Consider the following 15,020-nt stretch of genomic DNA (forward strand, 5'->3'; position numbering starts at 1 on the left):
AAAGTATCGTATCTTTGTTACATATCGTATTCCCACTAAAAATAAAAGAAGGTGAAACTATGGCAAAATCCAACCAAGGAAAAATCACGGCACTGTACGAAAGGCTTTCCAGAGATGATGAGCTGCAAGGTGAATCTAACAGCATTCTGAATCAGAAAAAGTATCTGGAAGATTACGCTCGCAAAAACGGCTTTAACAACATCCAGCATTTTACGGACGATGGATACAGTGGAACGAATTTTAACCGTCCCGGCTTCCAGTCCATGATTGCCGAAATCGAAGCCGGGCACATTGCAACTGTCATTGTAAAGGACATGAGCCGTTTCGGACGCAATTATCTGGAAGTTGGATTTTACACAGAAATTCAGTTTCCTTCCAAGGGTGTTCGGTTCATCGCTATCAACAACAATGTTGACAGCGCCAATCCCACGGACAATGACTTTACTCCGTTCCTGAACATCATGAACGAGTGGTACGCTAAGGATACCAGCAATAAAATCCGTGCCGTTTTCAAATCGCGGATGCAGGATGGCAAACGGTGCAGCGGCAGTATTCCCTACGGTTATAAGCGGGTTCCCGGTGATAAGCAAACCCTTCATATAGATGCGGAGGCCGCTGCCGTTGTCCGCAGGATCTTCGATATGGCAGCCAGCGGTGCCAGTCTTGCGCAAATCGGTCAGACGCTTTCGGACGAAAAAGTGCTGATTCCGTCTGCATACGAAGAACGGCATCATCCCGAAGCTGCCCGAAACCATTCGTACCACGACCCCTATCGGTGGAATACGACCACCTTGACCTATATTCTTGACCGGCAGGAATACCTCGGCCATACAGTGCTATGTAAAAGTATCCGTGAGAACTTCAAGTTGAAAAAGCGCCGTGCTGCAACCCCGGAAGAAAGGATTATATTCAAAAACACTCATGAGGCTATCATCGACCAAGAAACATGGGATAAAGCACAGAGGCTGCGCAAGAGGAATCCGAAAAAACTTCCGAGTGGAACATACTCGCACCGGTTAGCCGGAATGGTATTCTGCGCCGACTGTGGCTCCCGAATGAGCTTTTCCAGCCCCGAATCCAAACATCGGGATTCTGATGTAGTGTATGATTCGGATTCTTCATGGCAGTGCAGCAAATACCGTAATATGTACGTTTCCTGCACATCCCATTTTATCAAGACCTCAACCATTGAAACCGCTATTCTCAATGCAATCAAAGCGATGACAAAAGAAATTATTGAAAATGAGGATGAGTTTGCCGAGCAGCTTCAAGCTGCATGGGAAAATCAAAACACACAGGTATCTTCCGAAAGTAAAAAAGAATTGCATTCAGTTCAAAAAAGAATAGACGAGTTGGATGCTTTGATTCGGAGCCTATATGAAAACAGCGTCTTAGGAAAAATCCCCGAACGACAGTATCGGCGGTTGATGGCACAATATGATGAGGAACAAACTGTCTGCGAAGCTCGCATTGCCGAGTTGAAGAAAGAACTGGACGTCGTTGAAACAACGAAGGTTGATCTGAAACGCTTTATCAAACTGATTCGGAAATACAAGGACTGTGAAACGCTGACAGATGAAATGCTGTACGAACTGGTAGAAAAAGTGGTCATTCATTCCGCATCCGGCGGACGGACGATCTACCGTCAGCAGCAAATCGACATCTACTTCAATTTTATCGGTGATACGTTCCCTAGTCAAATTGAGATTAGTCGCGGCGACAAGAAAAATCTTACAGAACAGCAACTTGCCAAGCGTAAGAAATATCAGAAAACTGCCGGGGAAAACCGCAAAAAGAAACGTGCGGCTCTGCGTGAAGCGGCTAAAACTGATTCACAGGCGGCAGCAGAGTATGAAGCCCTCTTGCAGAAAGGCCGTGAACGATGCCGCAAGTATGCCCAAAATAAAAAGCTGGCTCAACAGGAGCCTGCTGATACAGTCCCCATTCAATTAGAACCGTCTTTTGAAACGCCTGAAGAAATGAAAGGAGAATCCGCATGAACGAACTGAAAAAGCACATCCATGACAATGCCAACGGTCTGGACTATACCCTTGTCAACGACCACTATCTGCCGAACCTGACCGTAGCAGCCCCGGCAGAGCACCCCACCGGGCGGTGGGGTCGCTTACATAAGAAATATCTGAAGGAGCAGCATCCCATCCGGTACAACCAACTGCTCCTGTCCGGTGAACTGGGCGGCTACCTTGCCAAGCTGGACAAGCAAGCCGAGGAACAGCTTGCATTGACCGTCCAACAGATGCAGGAGTCTGAGGGCGTGACCGAAGCCCTGAAAGCTGCCAATCAACTGGAATGGGTGCGCCGGATGAACAGCATCCGCAACCGTGCCGAAGAGATCATCAAGACTGAGCTGATTTTTGTCTGATACAATATCGCATCTCTGACCGCCCTGCACAACGCACGGCGGTCTTTTTGTTACATCGGGTCTGCACAGGGCAGGCCCTTTTTTAATACGGAGGAACAAGCCTATGAAACTGACGTTTGATGAAAAGAAGCTGCTCTACACCTATGGCTGCGCCGATCTGGAGTTGACCCGCAAGCGGCTGTGCGGAGTTGCCGGGCTGACGGTTGACCCCGACCAGAACAAGCTGGTGCTTGACTTCTGCCGGAAGCTGGAGGACGAAACGCTGGCAGACTGGTACGACCAGATGTTCTACTTCGTCCGTTCCGAGATGGAGCATTATACCATGATGCAGAAAATGTCACGGGACATCGAGGAGGACGAGGACTGGGGACCGACCATCTTTGACGAATCTGAGGAGGAAGAACTGATTGACGATGTTTAAGCTGGAAACCATGATCTACGCCAGCGAGGACGGGACAAGCAGCGTATTTACGCTGAATCCCGCCTTGCAGAAGCAGCTTGATGCCCTTGCAGCGCAGCACCCGGAGGTGTGCCAGAGGAAAGCAAGGGGCGAAACTGGCGGGGTGACGTATCAGGTCAGGGGTGCAGCACTGGCTGTCCAGCCTGTGGGGGCATCCTGAAAGCGATAACCGATCTGCTATGGTAGAATAAAGAACAACGGGCAAAGCGTCAAGAGGGATGCTTTGCCCGTTTTACATAGAACGATGAAATTTACCTTTAGCAGAGGGGGCGATTTATTGGGAAATTTATATGGCTATATCCGGGTCAGCACCCGTGACCAGAACGAGGACCGGCAGTTGATTGCACTGCGTGAACTGAAGATCCCGGAGAAAAACATTTTTATGGACAAGCAGTCCGGCAAGGACTTCAACCGCCCGCAGTACAAGCGGCTGGTGCGGAAATTGAAAAAAGACGATCTGCTCTACATCAAGAGCATCGACCGTCTTGGACGCAACTATGCGGAAATTTTAGAGCAGTGGCGGCTGCTTACCCAGATAAAGGGCGCTGACATCGTGGTGCTGGATATGCCGCTGCTGGACACCCGTCGCGGCAAAGATCTGATGGGCACTTTCCTGAGTGACATCGTGCTGCAGGTGCTTTCCTTTGTGGCTGAAAACGAGCGTACCAATATCCGGCAGCGGCAGGCGGAGGGCATTGCGGCGGCGAAAAGCAAGGGAGTCCGCTTTGGACGTCCGCCCAGCCCCCTGCCGGAGAACTTCCACAGTGTCTACCAGAAGTGGCGCTCCGGCAAAATGACGGGTACAGATGCCGCGAAAGCGTGCGGAATGCCACTGTCTACCTTTCGGTACCGTGCTAAAATCTACGAAAAAGCCACTTTTTTGTAACTGCTTCTTTTTACAAGAAAGTGTACCTTCTTGCAAAATGCCCTCAGATTTGCTTTTGTACCAAGTATAGCATATTTCCCGGTTAAATCCACAGATTTTTGGCTATTCGTTTCATCTCTTGAGCCGCTTGTCAAAAGGTACACTTTTTGGCAAGCCCTTCAAAGAGGTGGAACGAATGGCAGAAAAACAGGTCAAATCCCGGCAGCGGGTGGCAGATCACGGTGAGGTCTTTACCGCGGAACGAGAAGTGCGCGCGATGTGCGACCTTGTAAAGAGCGAGACGGAGCGCATCGAGAGCCGTTTTCTGGAACCCGCCTGCGGCAACGGTAACTTTCTGGCGGAAGTGCTGCGCCGCAAGCTGGCTGTGGTGAAAAGCCGCTACGGCAAAAACCCAAGCGATTACGAACGTTACTCTGTGCTGGCGGTGACCAGCATTTACGGCGTGGATATTCTGGCAGACAACGCACAGGAATGTCGGGAGCGGCTTTTTGCGCTTTGGGATGAGGAATATACCGCCGTTGTAAAATCGGTAGCCAACCCGCAGTGCCGGGAAGCTGTGCGGTATATTCTGCAAAAGAACATCCTGTGCGGCGATGCGCTGACCATGGAGCAGTCCGACGGCAGTCCCATCGTATTTGCGGAGTGGAGTTTTCCCACCGGCAACTTTATCAAGCGGCGGGACTACCGGCTGGATGTCCTGCTGAAAGAAAACACTGACAACGATGCCTATTCCGACCAGCTTTCCCTGTTTGCCGATGAACCGGACGGCACGGAAAACTGGATGATCGACCCAATCACCCATGAAACCATCCCGCGTCCCCTTCGTGAATACCAACCGGTGGATTACAGGAGGGTGCAGGAAAATGGCTGACGTTTATCAGAATTTTTATAACCCCGATGTGCTGTCCTGCCTTGCCAACCTGTCCAACGACGAGGTATTCACTCCGCCGGAGGTGGCAAATCGGATGCTGGACCTGCTGCCGCAGGAGCTGTTCCGCAGCCCGGACACCACATTCCTTGACCCTGCCTGCAAATCCGGCGTATTTCTGCGGGAAATTGCTAAGCGGCTGCTGGTGGGGCTGGAAAATGAAATTCCAGATTTGCAGCAGCGGGTGGATCATATCTTCCACAAGCAGCTCTATGGCATTGCTATCACGGAGCTGACCAGCCTGCTTTCCCGCCGCAGCGTCTATTGCTCGAAATATCCCAACAGCAAATATTCCATTACGCATTTTGATGATGCAAGTGGAAACATCGAATACAAACGAATATCCCACCGATGGTCAAACGGTAAGTGCGCCTTTTGTGGAGCATCTGAGAGCGAATACAAACGCTCCGATGATCTTGAAACGCACGCCTATGAGTTTATTCATACGATTCGACCGGAGGATATTTTTAAGATGAAATTCGATGTGATTATTGGAAACCCGCCATACCAGTTGAATGATGGAGGTGGAAACGGAAAAAGCGCTCGTCCGATTTACCACTTGTTTGTCTCAAATGCCAAAAAGCTTAATCCTCGATTTTTAACAATGATTATTCCTGCAAGATGGTTCTCAGGGGGAAAAGGATTAGATGACTTCCGAAGGGAAATGCTGAACGATAAACGAATTCGAAAAATCGTCGACTATGACAATTTCAGAGAAGTTTTTCCGGGTGTTGACCTTGCAGGCGGAGCCTGCTATTTCTTGTGGAACAGAGATAATCCGGGAACTTGCGAAGTTACCAATATCAGTGGCGGAAAAAAAGATATAATGGAACGACCTTTGGATGAATACGAAATATTTATCAGACAAAATAAAGCAGTTAGCATCGTTCGGAAGTTACGCAAGTTAACTCAAATTCAAAATTTGAGCAATCGTGTTTATTCAAGAATGCCCTTTGGTATTCCCTCGACATATCAGCCTTTAGATGAAGGAATCCCTTGTTATTTCACACAGCGAATCGGAAGAAAGTATGTGAGAAAGCAAGATATTTCCGATCCTTCGAACATTCTTGATAAGTGGAAACTCCTTGTGCCTAAAGCACCTATAGCCGGGCAAACTGATTTTTCAAAGCCCGTTGGTTTTTATTATGATGGCAATACAATTATTGCCGCTCCCGGAGAATGCTGTACTGAATCTTGGCTTGCAATAGGTGCTTTTGATACGATGGCTGAGACTGAAGCTTACAAAAGCTACATATTCACTAAAACCGTTCGTTTCTTGCTTTTGCAAACTGTTGTTTCACAGAATATTTCAAAAAAGAATTATTGCTTTATTCCTGATCTTGGAAAATATATAGGACAGTACACGGATGAACAACTCTGTAATATGTGGAATATCACACAAGATGAATGGGCCTTAATTGATTCAAAGATCTCAGCGATAGGTGGTGACGAGTAATGGACTTTTTCCCGCAGCGTCCACCGGTAAGCCCTAAAATTTATGCTTACGAGCTGATTGGGGTGGCATCCCACAGGGGCTACATCAAGGTCGGCTACACCGAGCGGGATGTGGATACCCGCATCCGGGAGCAAACTCACACCGTAGCCGTGCCCTACCGGGTGCTGGAAACGTGGCCTGCCATGCGTAGCGATGGCAGTTGCTTTACGGATAAAGACCTCCACGCTGTGCTGCGCCGCAAAGGGTTTCGGCAATTGAATGAGGGCGAGGACCGGAATGAATGGTTCCGCTGTACCGTCAACGATGTAAAAGCTGCCGTTTATGCGGTACGCAACCGCACCGAAAACGTGGAAAACCGCACCAACGATTTTTCCATGCGCCCGGAGCAGAAAGAGGCAGTGGATAAGACCGAAGCCTATTTCCGCTCGGCAGCCGCCGAGGGCTACCCGAAGTTTTTGTGGAACTGCAAAATGCGGTTCGGTAAGACCTTTGCCGCCTATCAACTGGCAAAGCGGATGGATTTTAAGCGGGTGCTGGTGCTCACCTTCAAGCCCGCCGTGGTCAGCGCATGGCAGGAGGACCTGAACACCCACAAGGATTTTGAGGGCTGGCAGTTTATCTCCCGCACCACGGAATTGACCTACGAGACCGCCGACCAGAGCCGCCCCATCGTCTGCTTTGGCTCGTTCCAAGACTATCTCGGCGTGGATAAGACCACCGGCACCATCAAGGGCCGCAATGAGTGGGTACATACCATCAACTGGGATCTGGTCATTTTCGATGAATACCACTTTGGTGCATGGAAAGAGAACGCCAAGAAGCTGTTTGAGCAGGATGATGAGGACGACTACGATTCCGAGAATATGGAGCAGTACAGCCGTGCCGACGCCTACGATGAAACATGGCTGCCCATCACCACCGACCATTATCTGTATCTATCCGGCACACCCTTCCGTGCCCTCAACTCCGGCGAGTTCATCGAGGAGCAGATCTACAACTGGACCTATTCCGATGAACAACGTGCCAAAGAAAACTGGCAGGGAGAGCACAACCCCTACGCTGCTCTGCCCCGGATGGTCATGATGACCTACAAGATTCCGGAAAGCATCCAGCAAATCGCCAAGCAGGGCGAATACGATGAATTTGACCTGAACGTGTTCTTTTCCGCCAAGGGGAAAGGCCGGGACTGCCGTTTTGTCTACGAGGATTATGTGCAGAAGTGGCTGGACCTGATTCGGGGTTCCTATCTGGAAACCACTGTGGACGAGCTGAAGCTGGGAGCCAAGAAGCCCGCCCTGCCCTTTGCGGATTCCCGTCTGCTGAATGTGCTTCAACATACCCTGTGGTTCTTGCCCAATGTGGCATCCTGCTACGCTATGGCAAACCTGCTGGCAGACAGGAAAAACACCTTTTATCATGACTACCGGATCAATGTCTGCGCCGGTACGGAGGCTGGCATTGGTGCTGCCGCATTGGAACCAGTACAGCGTTCCATGGGCGACCCGCTGGAGACCAAGACCATTACCCTTTCCTGCGGCAAGCTGACCACCGGCGTGACGGTGAAGCCGTGGACAGGCATCTTTATGCTGCGGAACCTCTCCAGCCCGGAGACCTATTTTCAGGCTGCATTCCGTGTGCAAAGCCCTTGGGAAGTGACCACGGACAAGGGGCAGAAGGAGATCATCAAGAAAGAGTGCTATGTGTTCGACTTTGCGCTCAACCGTGCTCTGCGGCAGATCTCCGATTATAGCTGCCGTCTGAATATCCACGAGGGCAACCCGGAAAAGAAGGTAGCGGAATTTATCAACTTCCTGCCGGTCATTGCCTATGATGGCAGCTCCATGCGGCAGATCAACGCCGGGGATATTCTCGACATTGCCATGGCTGGCACCTCTGCCACCCTGCTGGCAAAGCGCTGGGAAAGCGTACTTCTGGTGAACGTGGACAATGAGACCCTCTCCCGCCTCATTGCCAACAAGGATGCCATGGATGCTCTGATGAAGATCGAAGGCTTCCGCAGCCTGAACTCAGACATCGAAACCATCATCGCAAAGTCCGAAAAGGTAAAGAAGGCGAAGAAGGAAGGCACCAAAGACCTTACCCCGAAGCAGAAGAAGGAACTTTCGGACGAGGAAAAAGAGTACAAGTCCAAGCGCAAGCAGATTCAGGAAAAGCTCATCAAGTTCGCCACCCGCATTCCGGTGTTCATGTATCTGACGGACTACCGGGAGCGCTGCCTGAAGGATGTGATCACCCAGTTGGAGCCGGGCTTGTTCAAGAAGGTCACCGGTCTGTCGGTGAAGGACTTTGAGTTGCTGGTATCGCTGGGTGTATTCAACGATTCCCTGATGAACGATGCTGTGTACAAATTCAAGCGGTACGAAGATGCCAGTTTGAGCTACACCGGCATTAATCGTCACGATGGCGAGGATCGTGGCGGCTGGGATACGGTGCTCTCGGATGCCGACTACAACAAGATGTTTACCTTGCAGCAGGCATCTATGGAAGCCCCTGCGCCCGCTCCGGATGACCTGCCCGCAAAGCCCTATTTCACCCCGGACGAGGACGAGCCGAAACCGGCTCCTGCAAAGAAGCCTGCGCCACAGCCCGCAAAGCCCATCATCAGCTATGGCGGTTTTACGCCCAAAACCAACACGGCGCAAAACACGCAGGCTTCCGGCAGCAAAATCCACAAACCGAGCAACAGCTATACACCTCGCCCGGTTTCCGGTACCCCCGGCAACTTTACACCCCGCCCGGTGAGTTCGAGTGGCAGCATTGGAGCTGTAAAGCCGAGCTTTGGTCTGAACAGCCAGCCAGCCGCTCAGCCAAAACCGCCTGCCAAGGTGGATGTTTCCAAAATCAAGGTTGGTGTCAAGGTCAAGCATAAGGCGTTTGGCGTTGGCACGGTAGCAGCAACCCAGCCCGATATGGTCACGGTACGCTTTGGCAGCGTAGAAAAGAAATTCCTGCTGCCTGCGGCGATCGTGCAGGGGTATTTGATGTTAATCTAAAACCAGATAAGTGCATAAGTGAAGCCTCGGTCTGTAAAAATGATAGACCGAGGCTTTTTTATTGATAAATCGATAATGTTCGACTATAATTAAGAAAATACATAAAGAGGGTGCTAAGATGGCAGAAAAGAAATTCATCCCGGTAAAGGTAACAGACCGAGAGTGGGCCGAAAAACTTTTAGATGGAGAAGTGTTTATGCGGCCACTGTATGAATTTGGCGCATGGAATTTAAAAAAAGAGGACAAACAATTGAATAATAGCTTTCGTGGAGATCTCTGTGAGGGAATGTCTGGCATCTTTGGCGAAGTGGAAGAGTGTCCAATTTATGATAGCTTCGATGAAAACGTAAAGAAATATATAAAGCAGATTTGGTATATCGATGATACTGATATAAAATATTTTAAGATTTTTAGTTTGTATTGTATGGAATATGATCCGTCTACAAATTTTTTTCTAAAGCCAAATCCTAAGATGTGCGAATTCGGAGATACAGCTGTCATCATAGCTGACTATAACGAATTTATCGAACGTTTTGGAAAGGCATTATTTAAGAAATACGATTCTGTAGTTTCAATGATGGATCGCGTCAAATTTTACAATTTTAGAGAAACCAGAGAAACGAATCCGCTGTTTGAAAAACATGAAAAATATTCATATCAGAATGAGCTTCGAATGGCATTTTGTGAATTAAGAGAAAACAAATTTGCAATGGGTATCAATTCTGATACCTCAAAGGAAATCGTTGAAGATCTAACACCTGTAAAACTTCAAATTGGCAATATTAGAGATATTGCCTACGCAATTCCTATTGAAAATTTCTTAAAGCTGTTGATTCCACGATATATACCACTGCGCTTTCCTATGAGAGAACTCTATGAATCTCAAAGCAATTATGACAAACTCGTTAGTAACACTAGATCCGTTATGAAAAATCACAAGTCACCGTTTGTTCGGCCTATGTTGGTTATAGACGGAAATGCAAGAGTTACAGATGAAGGAATACTTATATAACTAGCAGGTGAGGTTGTGTTATGAATGTAACATCAGAAATAAAAAGCTATATTGAATTAAAAGAGACATGTGGAGCACTTCTTTTAACCGGAAAATGGGGATGCGGCAAATCATATATTATGCATCAACTGGCGGATAGTCTAAATGGAGAAGACCAATATGCTGTAGCGATTGTTTCATTGTTTGGAGTGCAGAGCATTGAAGAACTTGATAAAAAAGTAAAAGAAGCTATCCTATACGTTAGAACCATAAATAAATCAGAAAATGATTCTTCTAGTAAGGTGTCGGCTTTGATAAAAAACGTAAAGAAACTATCGAGTGAGCTAAGCGATGTTTGGCAGGGATTTAGGGGAATCAATGCGGCTCTTTCAATTAATCTATATGACTTTTTTGATATAAAATCAGAACTACTGTGCTTCTCTAAAAACGGAAAGACAATGGTTTCAAAAACACTTGTCCTAGTTTTTGATGATTTTGAGCGTTCAAAGCAGGATAAGACAATATTGCTAGGCACAATTAATAATTATTGTGAAAACAAAAAAATAAAAACAATTTTAATCGCGGATGAAAATCACATTGACGAAGAAGCTTATAAAGAATTTAAAGAAAAAGTAATTTCACATACCATAAAAATAGCAGCAAATTATTCGGAGATTATTCAATGTATTGTTCGAGATTATAAAGAGACTGTCGTTGGATATTGTGCCTTTCTTGAAAAGCATCAGGATACTATTAAAGAAATATTTGGCGAGAGTAAGTCGGATAATCTAAGAACACTTAAAATTTGGCTTACAGATTTCGAACGAGTTTACAAATTATGGATAGAGTTAGATCTTCCGTTAAAGGATATTGATCAGGTCTTTTATAATTTCGGAGCAGTAATGTTTGAATATAAATTGGCAAAGTGTGAACTTGACCGGTATGGACTGGTTGAATTCAAATCGAATGAACGTGCGTATAAGGGTGTTGATATTCAACCTGAACGCACATCGGATAAATATAAACGACTTTCAAGATATAGAAGTTTTGCAATACTAGAAAAATGGATAGTATCGGGCGAATGGGATGAGGAGACTGTAAAAATCAATCTTTGCGCACCGTACAGAAAAATTCCGATTAAAGATGAATACTATTTTGTTCAGTCAGACTTTTGGTCGATGACGCAGGACAAAATAAATAAATTTCTCCCACTGACACTTGAATTGGCGTATAAAGGAGATCTATCAGGAGATGAATTGATAAACCTCATTCAAAGAATAAAGGATTTGAAAAAGATGGGTGTAACTATTTCATCTCACATTGACTACGACAGAATATATGATGGACTCTCCATGCGTGGAGAAAAAATAGAATCTGGTGAAATTGTTGAGCCAGAACGTTGGAAATTTATAGAAAATCCGGAGGAACTTTCTCCGGAGGCCAAAAGAGTATATGATGAATTGGAGATGTTACAATATAAGGTAAGCGATTCGCGTTCTCGAAAAGAATACATTGCTTATCTTGAAAGTCCACGAATCCAATTTGAAAATCACTATGTGCATCGTTTGGCAGTATTTGATGATGAATTATATAGTTTGTTTGTGGAAAAGTTCAAAGGTAATGACAATTACAAAAGATTGTACCTTGTTGATAGTTTAAAGGTCTATTTAACAGAGCTGCTCCGGAAGCCTGGCACGGCAGATATTTCCAAAACTATGTGCAACTTAAAAAAACTTAGCGCATGGATTCGGGATCGTAATTTGAATGAAAGAGATGGAGTACGTAAGTATACATATAAGGTTTCGGAAAAAAAGCTTACTGAATTGATCGAAGTAATGATGACAACCTACGAAATAAATATCACTGAAAAAGGAGTTTGATGCCGTGACCCAACCGAAAACCGACCTTGCCTACCTCCGTAGCGAAAAATCCAAAGCAGAGCAGAAGCTGCGCTCTTTCCAGCACCGGGAAAAGTTCCTTGAACGTCAGATGTCAGAGCTGAACCGGAGAGAGCGTGTGCATCGTCTTTGTACCCGTGCCGGAATGCTGGAAAGTTTTCTGGTCTGTCCGGGAGAACTGACCGATGATCAAGTGATGGAACTGCTGAAAATCTCGTTCCGCCAACCTGAAGTCGTGCTGGCACTTGCAAAGATGGTGCATGATGTTCACGAATGCAGCAACGTCCAAAACCCTTTAGAATAAAGGGCGCAATTATACACCGTTCCGGTGAAATTGCGGTCTTGCAGATGGCTCGATGAAATCGAAGCTGGCGTTTGTGCGCCAGCCCGATTCCATCCCAAGGAAAACTGCATTTTCCTTGCGCTGCTTTTGCAGCTATCCTTTTGCCCGCTACCATAAAACACGCATAGAAAAAGCCGATTGGAAACAGAAACATTTCCAATCGGCTTATCTTTTTGTTAGGCAGATTTCTTTTCAGCTAATGCCCGGACTTCCTCAATTGAAAGGTCGGTGTACTTTGCCACCTTTTCACAAGGCACACCATCTGCCAACATTGCCAATGCGTGTTTGACCGATGTTTCATGCTCGGTTTCATCCCGCATCTTTTCCATAGCTCTGCACATAGCTGCCACTCCCTTCGTGTCTTCTTTGAAATAACGAACCCTCTGTGCCAAAATGGAATAATTCATATCCTTCGAGTTGGTACAGAAAAAGTCGTGCATCAGTTTTCCTAATGCGGTTTCGTCCTTGATTTGTGAGTTCACATAAACGATGTGAGCCTGATCGTTGAAAAACGTTCCCGTTTCCCGAACTGTACGGTCAACATGATAAATTGGAAGGCCGGCCTTTAATACGTCATTTTCAGTGATAAAGATAACGTATGTTTCGTTCAGCGCATCGTAATCATCGCCCGCATCAGTCAAGTTTGCATCCAGCAGACTGCTATTGTACCGTGCGCGCTTTTCACTAGCACCACGGTCACTGCGCTGCACCTCAATATTATATGCACGGTTTTCCCGATCCACTGCCAAAATATCCAATCGGACTGAACGCCCTTGCAGATTTTTGATGCTGTACTGGCCGTGAACCTCTTTGACGGTCAAATCATTCCGTTTCAAGATGATCTGCAAAAGAAACTCAGCACAGGCACGTTCTTCAAACACCGCAGCCATGAAATCATCATCAATCAACCGCAATCCACGCAACCGCTGCAAATCTTCTTCATGTTTCCGTTCAAAATCCAGTTCCTGTTGTGATTTTCTTTCCGACATTGGCTCACCAGCTTTCTGCTTACTTATCCAAAATAATAGTACCATAATTCCGTGATTTTTACAAGAGAACGATTCAAATGTCATCAGGAGGTGATGCCTATTCCGTGTCCGCATTTCAAAATCACCATCGTCAAGCGCAGCCAAGGGCAGTCCGCCGTTGCCGGGGCCGCTTACCAGAGCGGCGAACGGCTGTTCAGCGAGTATGACCAGAAAACCAAATTCTACAACAAGAAGAAAGAACTTGTCCACGCCGAGGTCATGCTGCCGTCCCATGCGCCGCCCGGATATGCAGACCGGGCAACGCTCTGGAACGCCGTGGAAGCCGTGGAGAACCAGTGGAACTCCCAGCTTGCCCGGCGCATCGTGCTGGCGTTCCCGGTGGAAGTCCCGAAAGAGCAGTACCTTTCCATGATAAAAGAATTTTGTCAGGAGCAGTTTGTTTCCAAAGGGATGATCGCTGACTTTGCCATCCACGACAAGGGCGATGGAAACCCACACGCCCACATTCTGCTGACGCTCCGGGCAATGGATGAACACGGCAGGTGGCTCCCGAAAGCCCGAAAGGTGTACGACCTTGACGAGAACGGCGAGCGCATCCGGCTCCCTTCTGGGAACTGGAAGTGCCACAAGGAAAACACCGTGGACTGGAACGACCAGAAGTACGCTGAGGTCTGGCGGCATAGCTGGGAAACCATTACCAACCGCTATCTGGAAGCTGCTGGAAGACCGGAACGTGTTGACCTGCGCTCCTTTGAGCGGCAGGGCATCCAGCGGATACCGACCGTGCATCTCGGCCCTGCTGCGCACCAGATGGAAAAGCGTGGAGTGGAAACTTTTCTCGGCAATCTGAACCGGGATATTCGCGCTGCCAACAGCCTGATGCAGTCCATCCGCAGCGCAATTCGTGGGCTGCAACGCTGGATCGCAGACCTGACTGAAAAGAAGCAGATTCTTCTGGACGCACTGGAAAAGGCGAAGGAGCCCACGCTGTCCGACCTGCTGGTGGACTACTTCAATCTCCGCAACGAGCAGCGCAGCGATTGGTCTGGCAAGGCAAAACTGAAATGCACTGTCCGGGATTTTGGGGAAGTCAAAAAGGCGGTGGACTATCTGAAAGCCCATTCTCTGAACACCATCGAGGATCTGGATACCGCAATTTCTAACCTGAACCAGACCGCCGCCCCTCTCCGCAAGCAGTTGAAGCAGAACGAAAACCGTATGCGGGCAATTGCTCAGATCAAGGACGCCGCTGCCGTCCATGCCAAGCTGAAACCCGTCCATGACACCTTTATTAAGAAAAACTTTAAGCTGACCAAGGACGCTTACGCCGCCCAGCACAAGGACGAACTGGACGCATTCAACAAAGCCGTCCGTACCCTGATGAAGCTGAACGGCAGCACAGCGGTGAATTTTTCGGCATTGGATGCCGAATTTTCTGCGCTGCAATCCGGCAGCGCAGAGTTGCGCACCCAACTGGAAACCTTGCAGCCGGACGTCTCTGCCCTGAAAAATATCCGCAAATATATTGACATGGTGCTGAATAAGCAGCAGCTTTCCGCACCGGGCGGTAAGGCCCCGGAGAAGAAATCGGTGCTGAAAACGCTGGAAGAAGCCAAGGCGGCGCAATCTCAGAAGAAGGCCGAGCAAAAAAATCACACACAGGAGCTTTAAG

13 protein-coding genes are annotated in these 15,020 nt (G+C 47.7%); 12 read left to right on the plus strand and 1 reads right to left on the minus strand.

What is annotated here, in order from left to right; all coding sequences use genetic code 11:
* The first annotated feature begins 59 nt into the window (after positions 1–59).
* The 11 genes from CGS49_RS10525 to CGS49_RS10575 all read left to right on the plus strand — a co-directional run bounded on the left by CGS49_RS10525 (position 60) and on the right by CGS49_RS10575 (position 12,320).
* Entirely contained in the window at positions 60–2,000 is a 1,941-nt protein-coding gene (locus CGS49_RS10525) for a recombinase family protein (RefSeq protein ID WP_097801774.1), read from the plus strand.
* A complete protein-coding gene (locus CGS49_RS10530) occupies positions 1,997–2,383 on the plus strand; it encodes a TnpV protein (protein WP_055192358.1) in 387 nt (128 codons plus the stop codon). Before CGS49_RS10525 ends, CGS49_RS10530 begins: the two co-directional genes overlap by 4 nt.
* 103 nt (positions 2,384–2,486) lie before the next feature.
* Entirely contained in the window at positions 2,487–2,804 is a 318-nt protein-coding gene (locus tag CGS49_RS10535) for a hypothetical protein (protein WP_055192360.1), read from the plus strand.
* A complete protein-coding gene (locus CGS49_RS10540; RefSeq protein ID WP_055192363.1) occupies positions 2,797–3,003 on the plus strand; it encodes a hypothetical protein in 207 nt (68 codons plus the stop codon). Before CGS49_RS10535 ends, CGS49_RS10540 begins: the two co-directional genes overlap by 8 nt.
* Before the next feature lie 84 nt (positions 3,004–3,087).
* Entirely contained in the window at positions 3,088–3,729 is a 642-nt protein-coding gene (locus CGS49_RS10545) for a recombinase family protein (protein ID WP_430407824.1), read from the plus strand.
* Between the two features lie 175 nt (positions 3,730–3,904).
* Positions 3,905–4,600, plus strand: coding sequence for a restriction endonuclease subunit M (locus CGS49_RS10550; RefSeq protein ID WP_097801776.1), 696 nt, complete (start codon positions 3,905–3,907; stop codon positions 4,598–4,600).
* The gene (locus CGS49_RS10555) at positions 4,593–6,113 is read left to right on the plus strand and encodes an Eco57I restriction-modification methylase domain-containing protein (RefSeq protein WP_097801777.1); all 1,521 of its coding nucleotides are present in this window, start codon (positions 4,593–4,595) and stop codon (positions 6,111–6,113) included. The genes CGS49_RS10550 and CGS49_RS10555 overlap by 8 nt, the downstream gene beginning before the upstream one ends.
* A complete protein-coding gene (locus CGS49_RS10560; RefSeq protein ID WP_097801778.1) occupies positions 6,113–9,127 on the plus strand; it encodes a GIY-YIG nuclease family protein in 3,015 nt (1,004 codons plus the stop codon). The genes CGS49_RS10555 and CGS49_RS10560 overlap by 1 nt, the downstream gene beginning before the upstream one ends.
* A gap of 118 nt (positions 9,128–9,245) precedes the next feature.
* Positions 9,246–10,139, plus strand: a complete 894-nt coding sequence (locus CGS49_RS10565) for a hypothetical protein (protein ID WP_097801779.1) — start codon at positions 9,246–9,248, stop codon at positions 10,137–10,139.
* 20 nt (positions 10,140–10,159) lie between these two features.
* Positions 10,160–11,998: a P-loop NTPase fold protein gene (locus CGS49_RS10570; protein WP_097801780.1), complete on the plus strand. Its 1,839-nt coding sequence runs from the start codon at positions 10,160–10,162 to the stop codon at positions 11,996–11,998.
* A 4-nt stretch (positions 11,999–12,002) separates the two neighbouring features.
* Positions 12,003–12,320: a DUF3847 domain-containing protein gene (locus CGS49_RS10575; RefSeq protein ID WP_097801781.1), complete on the plus strand. Its 318-nt coding sequence runs from the start codon at positions 12,003–12,005 to the stop codon at positions 12,318–12,320.
* A gap of 215 nt (positions 12,321–12,535) precedes the next feature.
* Here the strand turns inward: CGS49_RS10575 and CGS49_RS10580 are convergent, their stop codons facing one another.
* On the minus strand, positions 12,536–13,348 hold the full coding sequence (locus CGS49_RS10580) for a PD-(D/E)XK nuclease family transposase (protein ID WP_097802255.1): 813 nt from the start codon (positions 13,346–13,348) through the stop codon (positions 12,536–12,538).
* Positions 13,349–13,447: 99 nt separating this feature from the next.
* On the opposite strand from CGS49_RS10580, the gene mobQ reads away from it, so the two are divergent.
* Positions 13,448–15,019 carry a MobQ family relaxase gene (mobQ, locus tag CGS49_RS10585; RefSeq protein WP_430407827.1) on the plus strand — a complete coding sequence of 524 codons (1,572 nt, stop codon included), beginning with the start codon at positions 13,448–13,450 and terminating at the stop codon, positions 15,017–15,019.
* Position 15,020 lies beyond the last annotated feature (1 nt).

The organism is Faecalibacterium langellae, assembly GCF_002549775.1.
In the GTDB taxonomy this organism is placed as follows: Bacteria; Bacillota; Clostridia; order Oscillospirales; family Ruminococcaceae; genus Faecalibacterium; species Faecalibacterium langellae.

Coding starts and splice junctions, on each gene's coding strand:
- CGS49_RS10525 (WP_097801774.1), top strand. CDS start 60: ATGGCAAAATCCAACCAAGGAAAAATCACGGCACTGTACGAAAGGCTT.
- CGS49_RS10530 (WP_055192358.1), top strand. CDS start 1,997: ATGAACGAACTGAAAAAGCACATCCATGACAATGCCAACGGTCTGGAC.
- CGS49_RS10535 (WP_055192360.1), top strand. CDS start 2,487: ATGAAACTGACGTTTGATGAAAAGAAGCTGCTCTACACCTATGGCTGC.
- CGS49_RS10540 (WP_055192363.1), top strand. CDS start 2,797: ATGTTTAAGCTGGAAACCATGATCTACGCCAGCGAGGACGGGACAAGC.
- CGS49_RS10545 (WP_430407824.1), top strand. CDS start 3,088: ATGAAATTTACCTTTAGCAGAGGGGGCGATTTATTGGGAAATTTATAT.
- CGS49_RS10550 (WP_097801776.1), top strand. CDS start 3,905: ATGGCAGAAAAACAGGTCAAATCCCGGCAGCGGGTGGCAGATCACGGT.
- CGS49_RS10555 (WP_097801777.1), top strand. CDS start 4,593: ATGGCTGACGTTTATCAGAATTTTTATAACCCCGATGTGCTGTCCTGC.
- CGS49_RS10560 (WP_097801778.1), top strand. CDS start 6,113: ATGGACTTTTTCCCGCAGCGTCCACCGGTAAGCCCTAAAATTTATGCT.
- CGS49_RS10565 (WP_097801779.1), top strand. CDS start 9,246: ATGGCAGAAAAGAAATTCATCCCGGTAAAGGTAACAGACCGAGAGTGG.
- CGS49_RS10570 (WP_097801780.1), top strand. CDS start 10,160: ATGAATGTAACATCAGAAATAAAAAGCTATATTGAATTAAAAGAGACA.
- CGS49_RS10580 (WP_097802255.1), bottom strand. CDS start 13,348: ATGTCGGAAAGAAAATCACAACAGGAACTGGATTTTGAACGGAAACAT.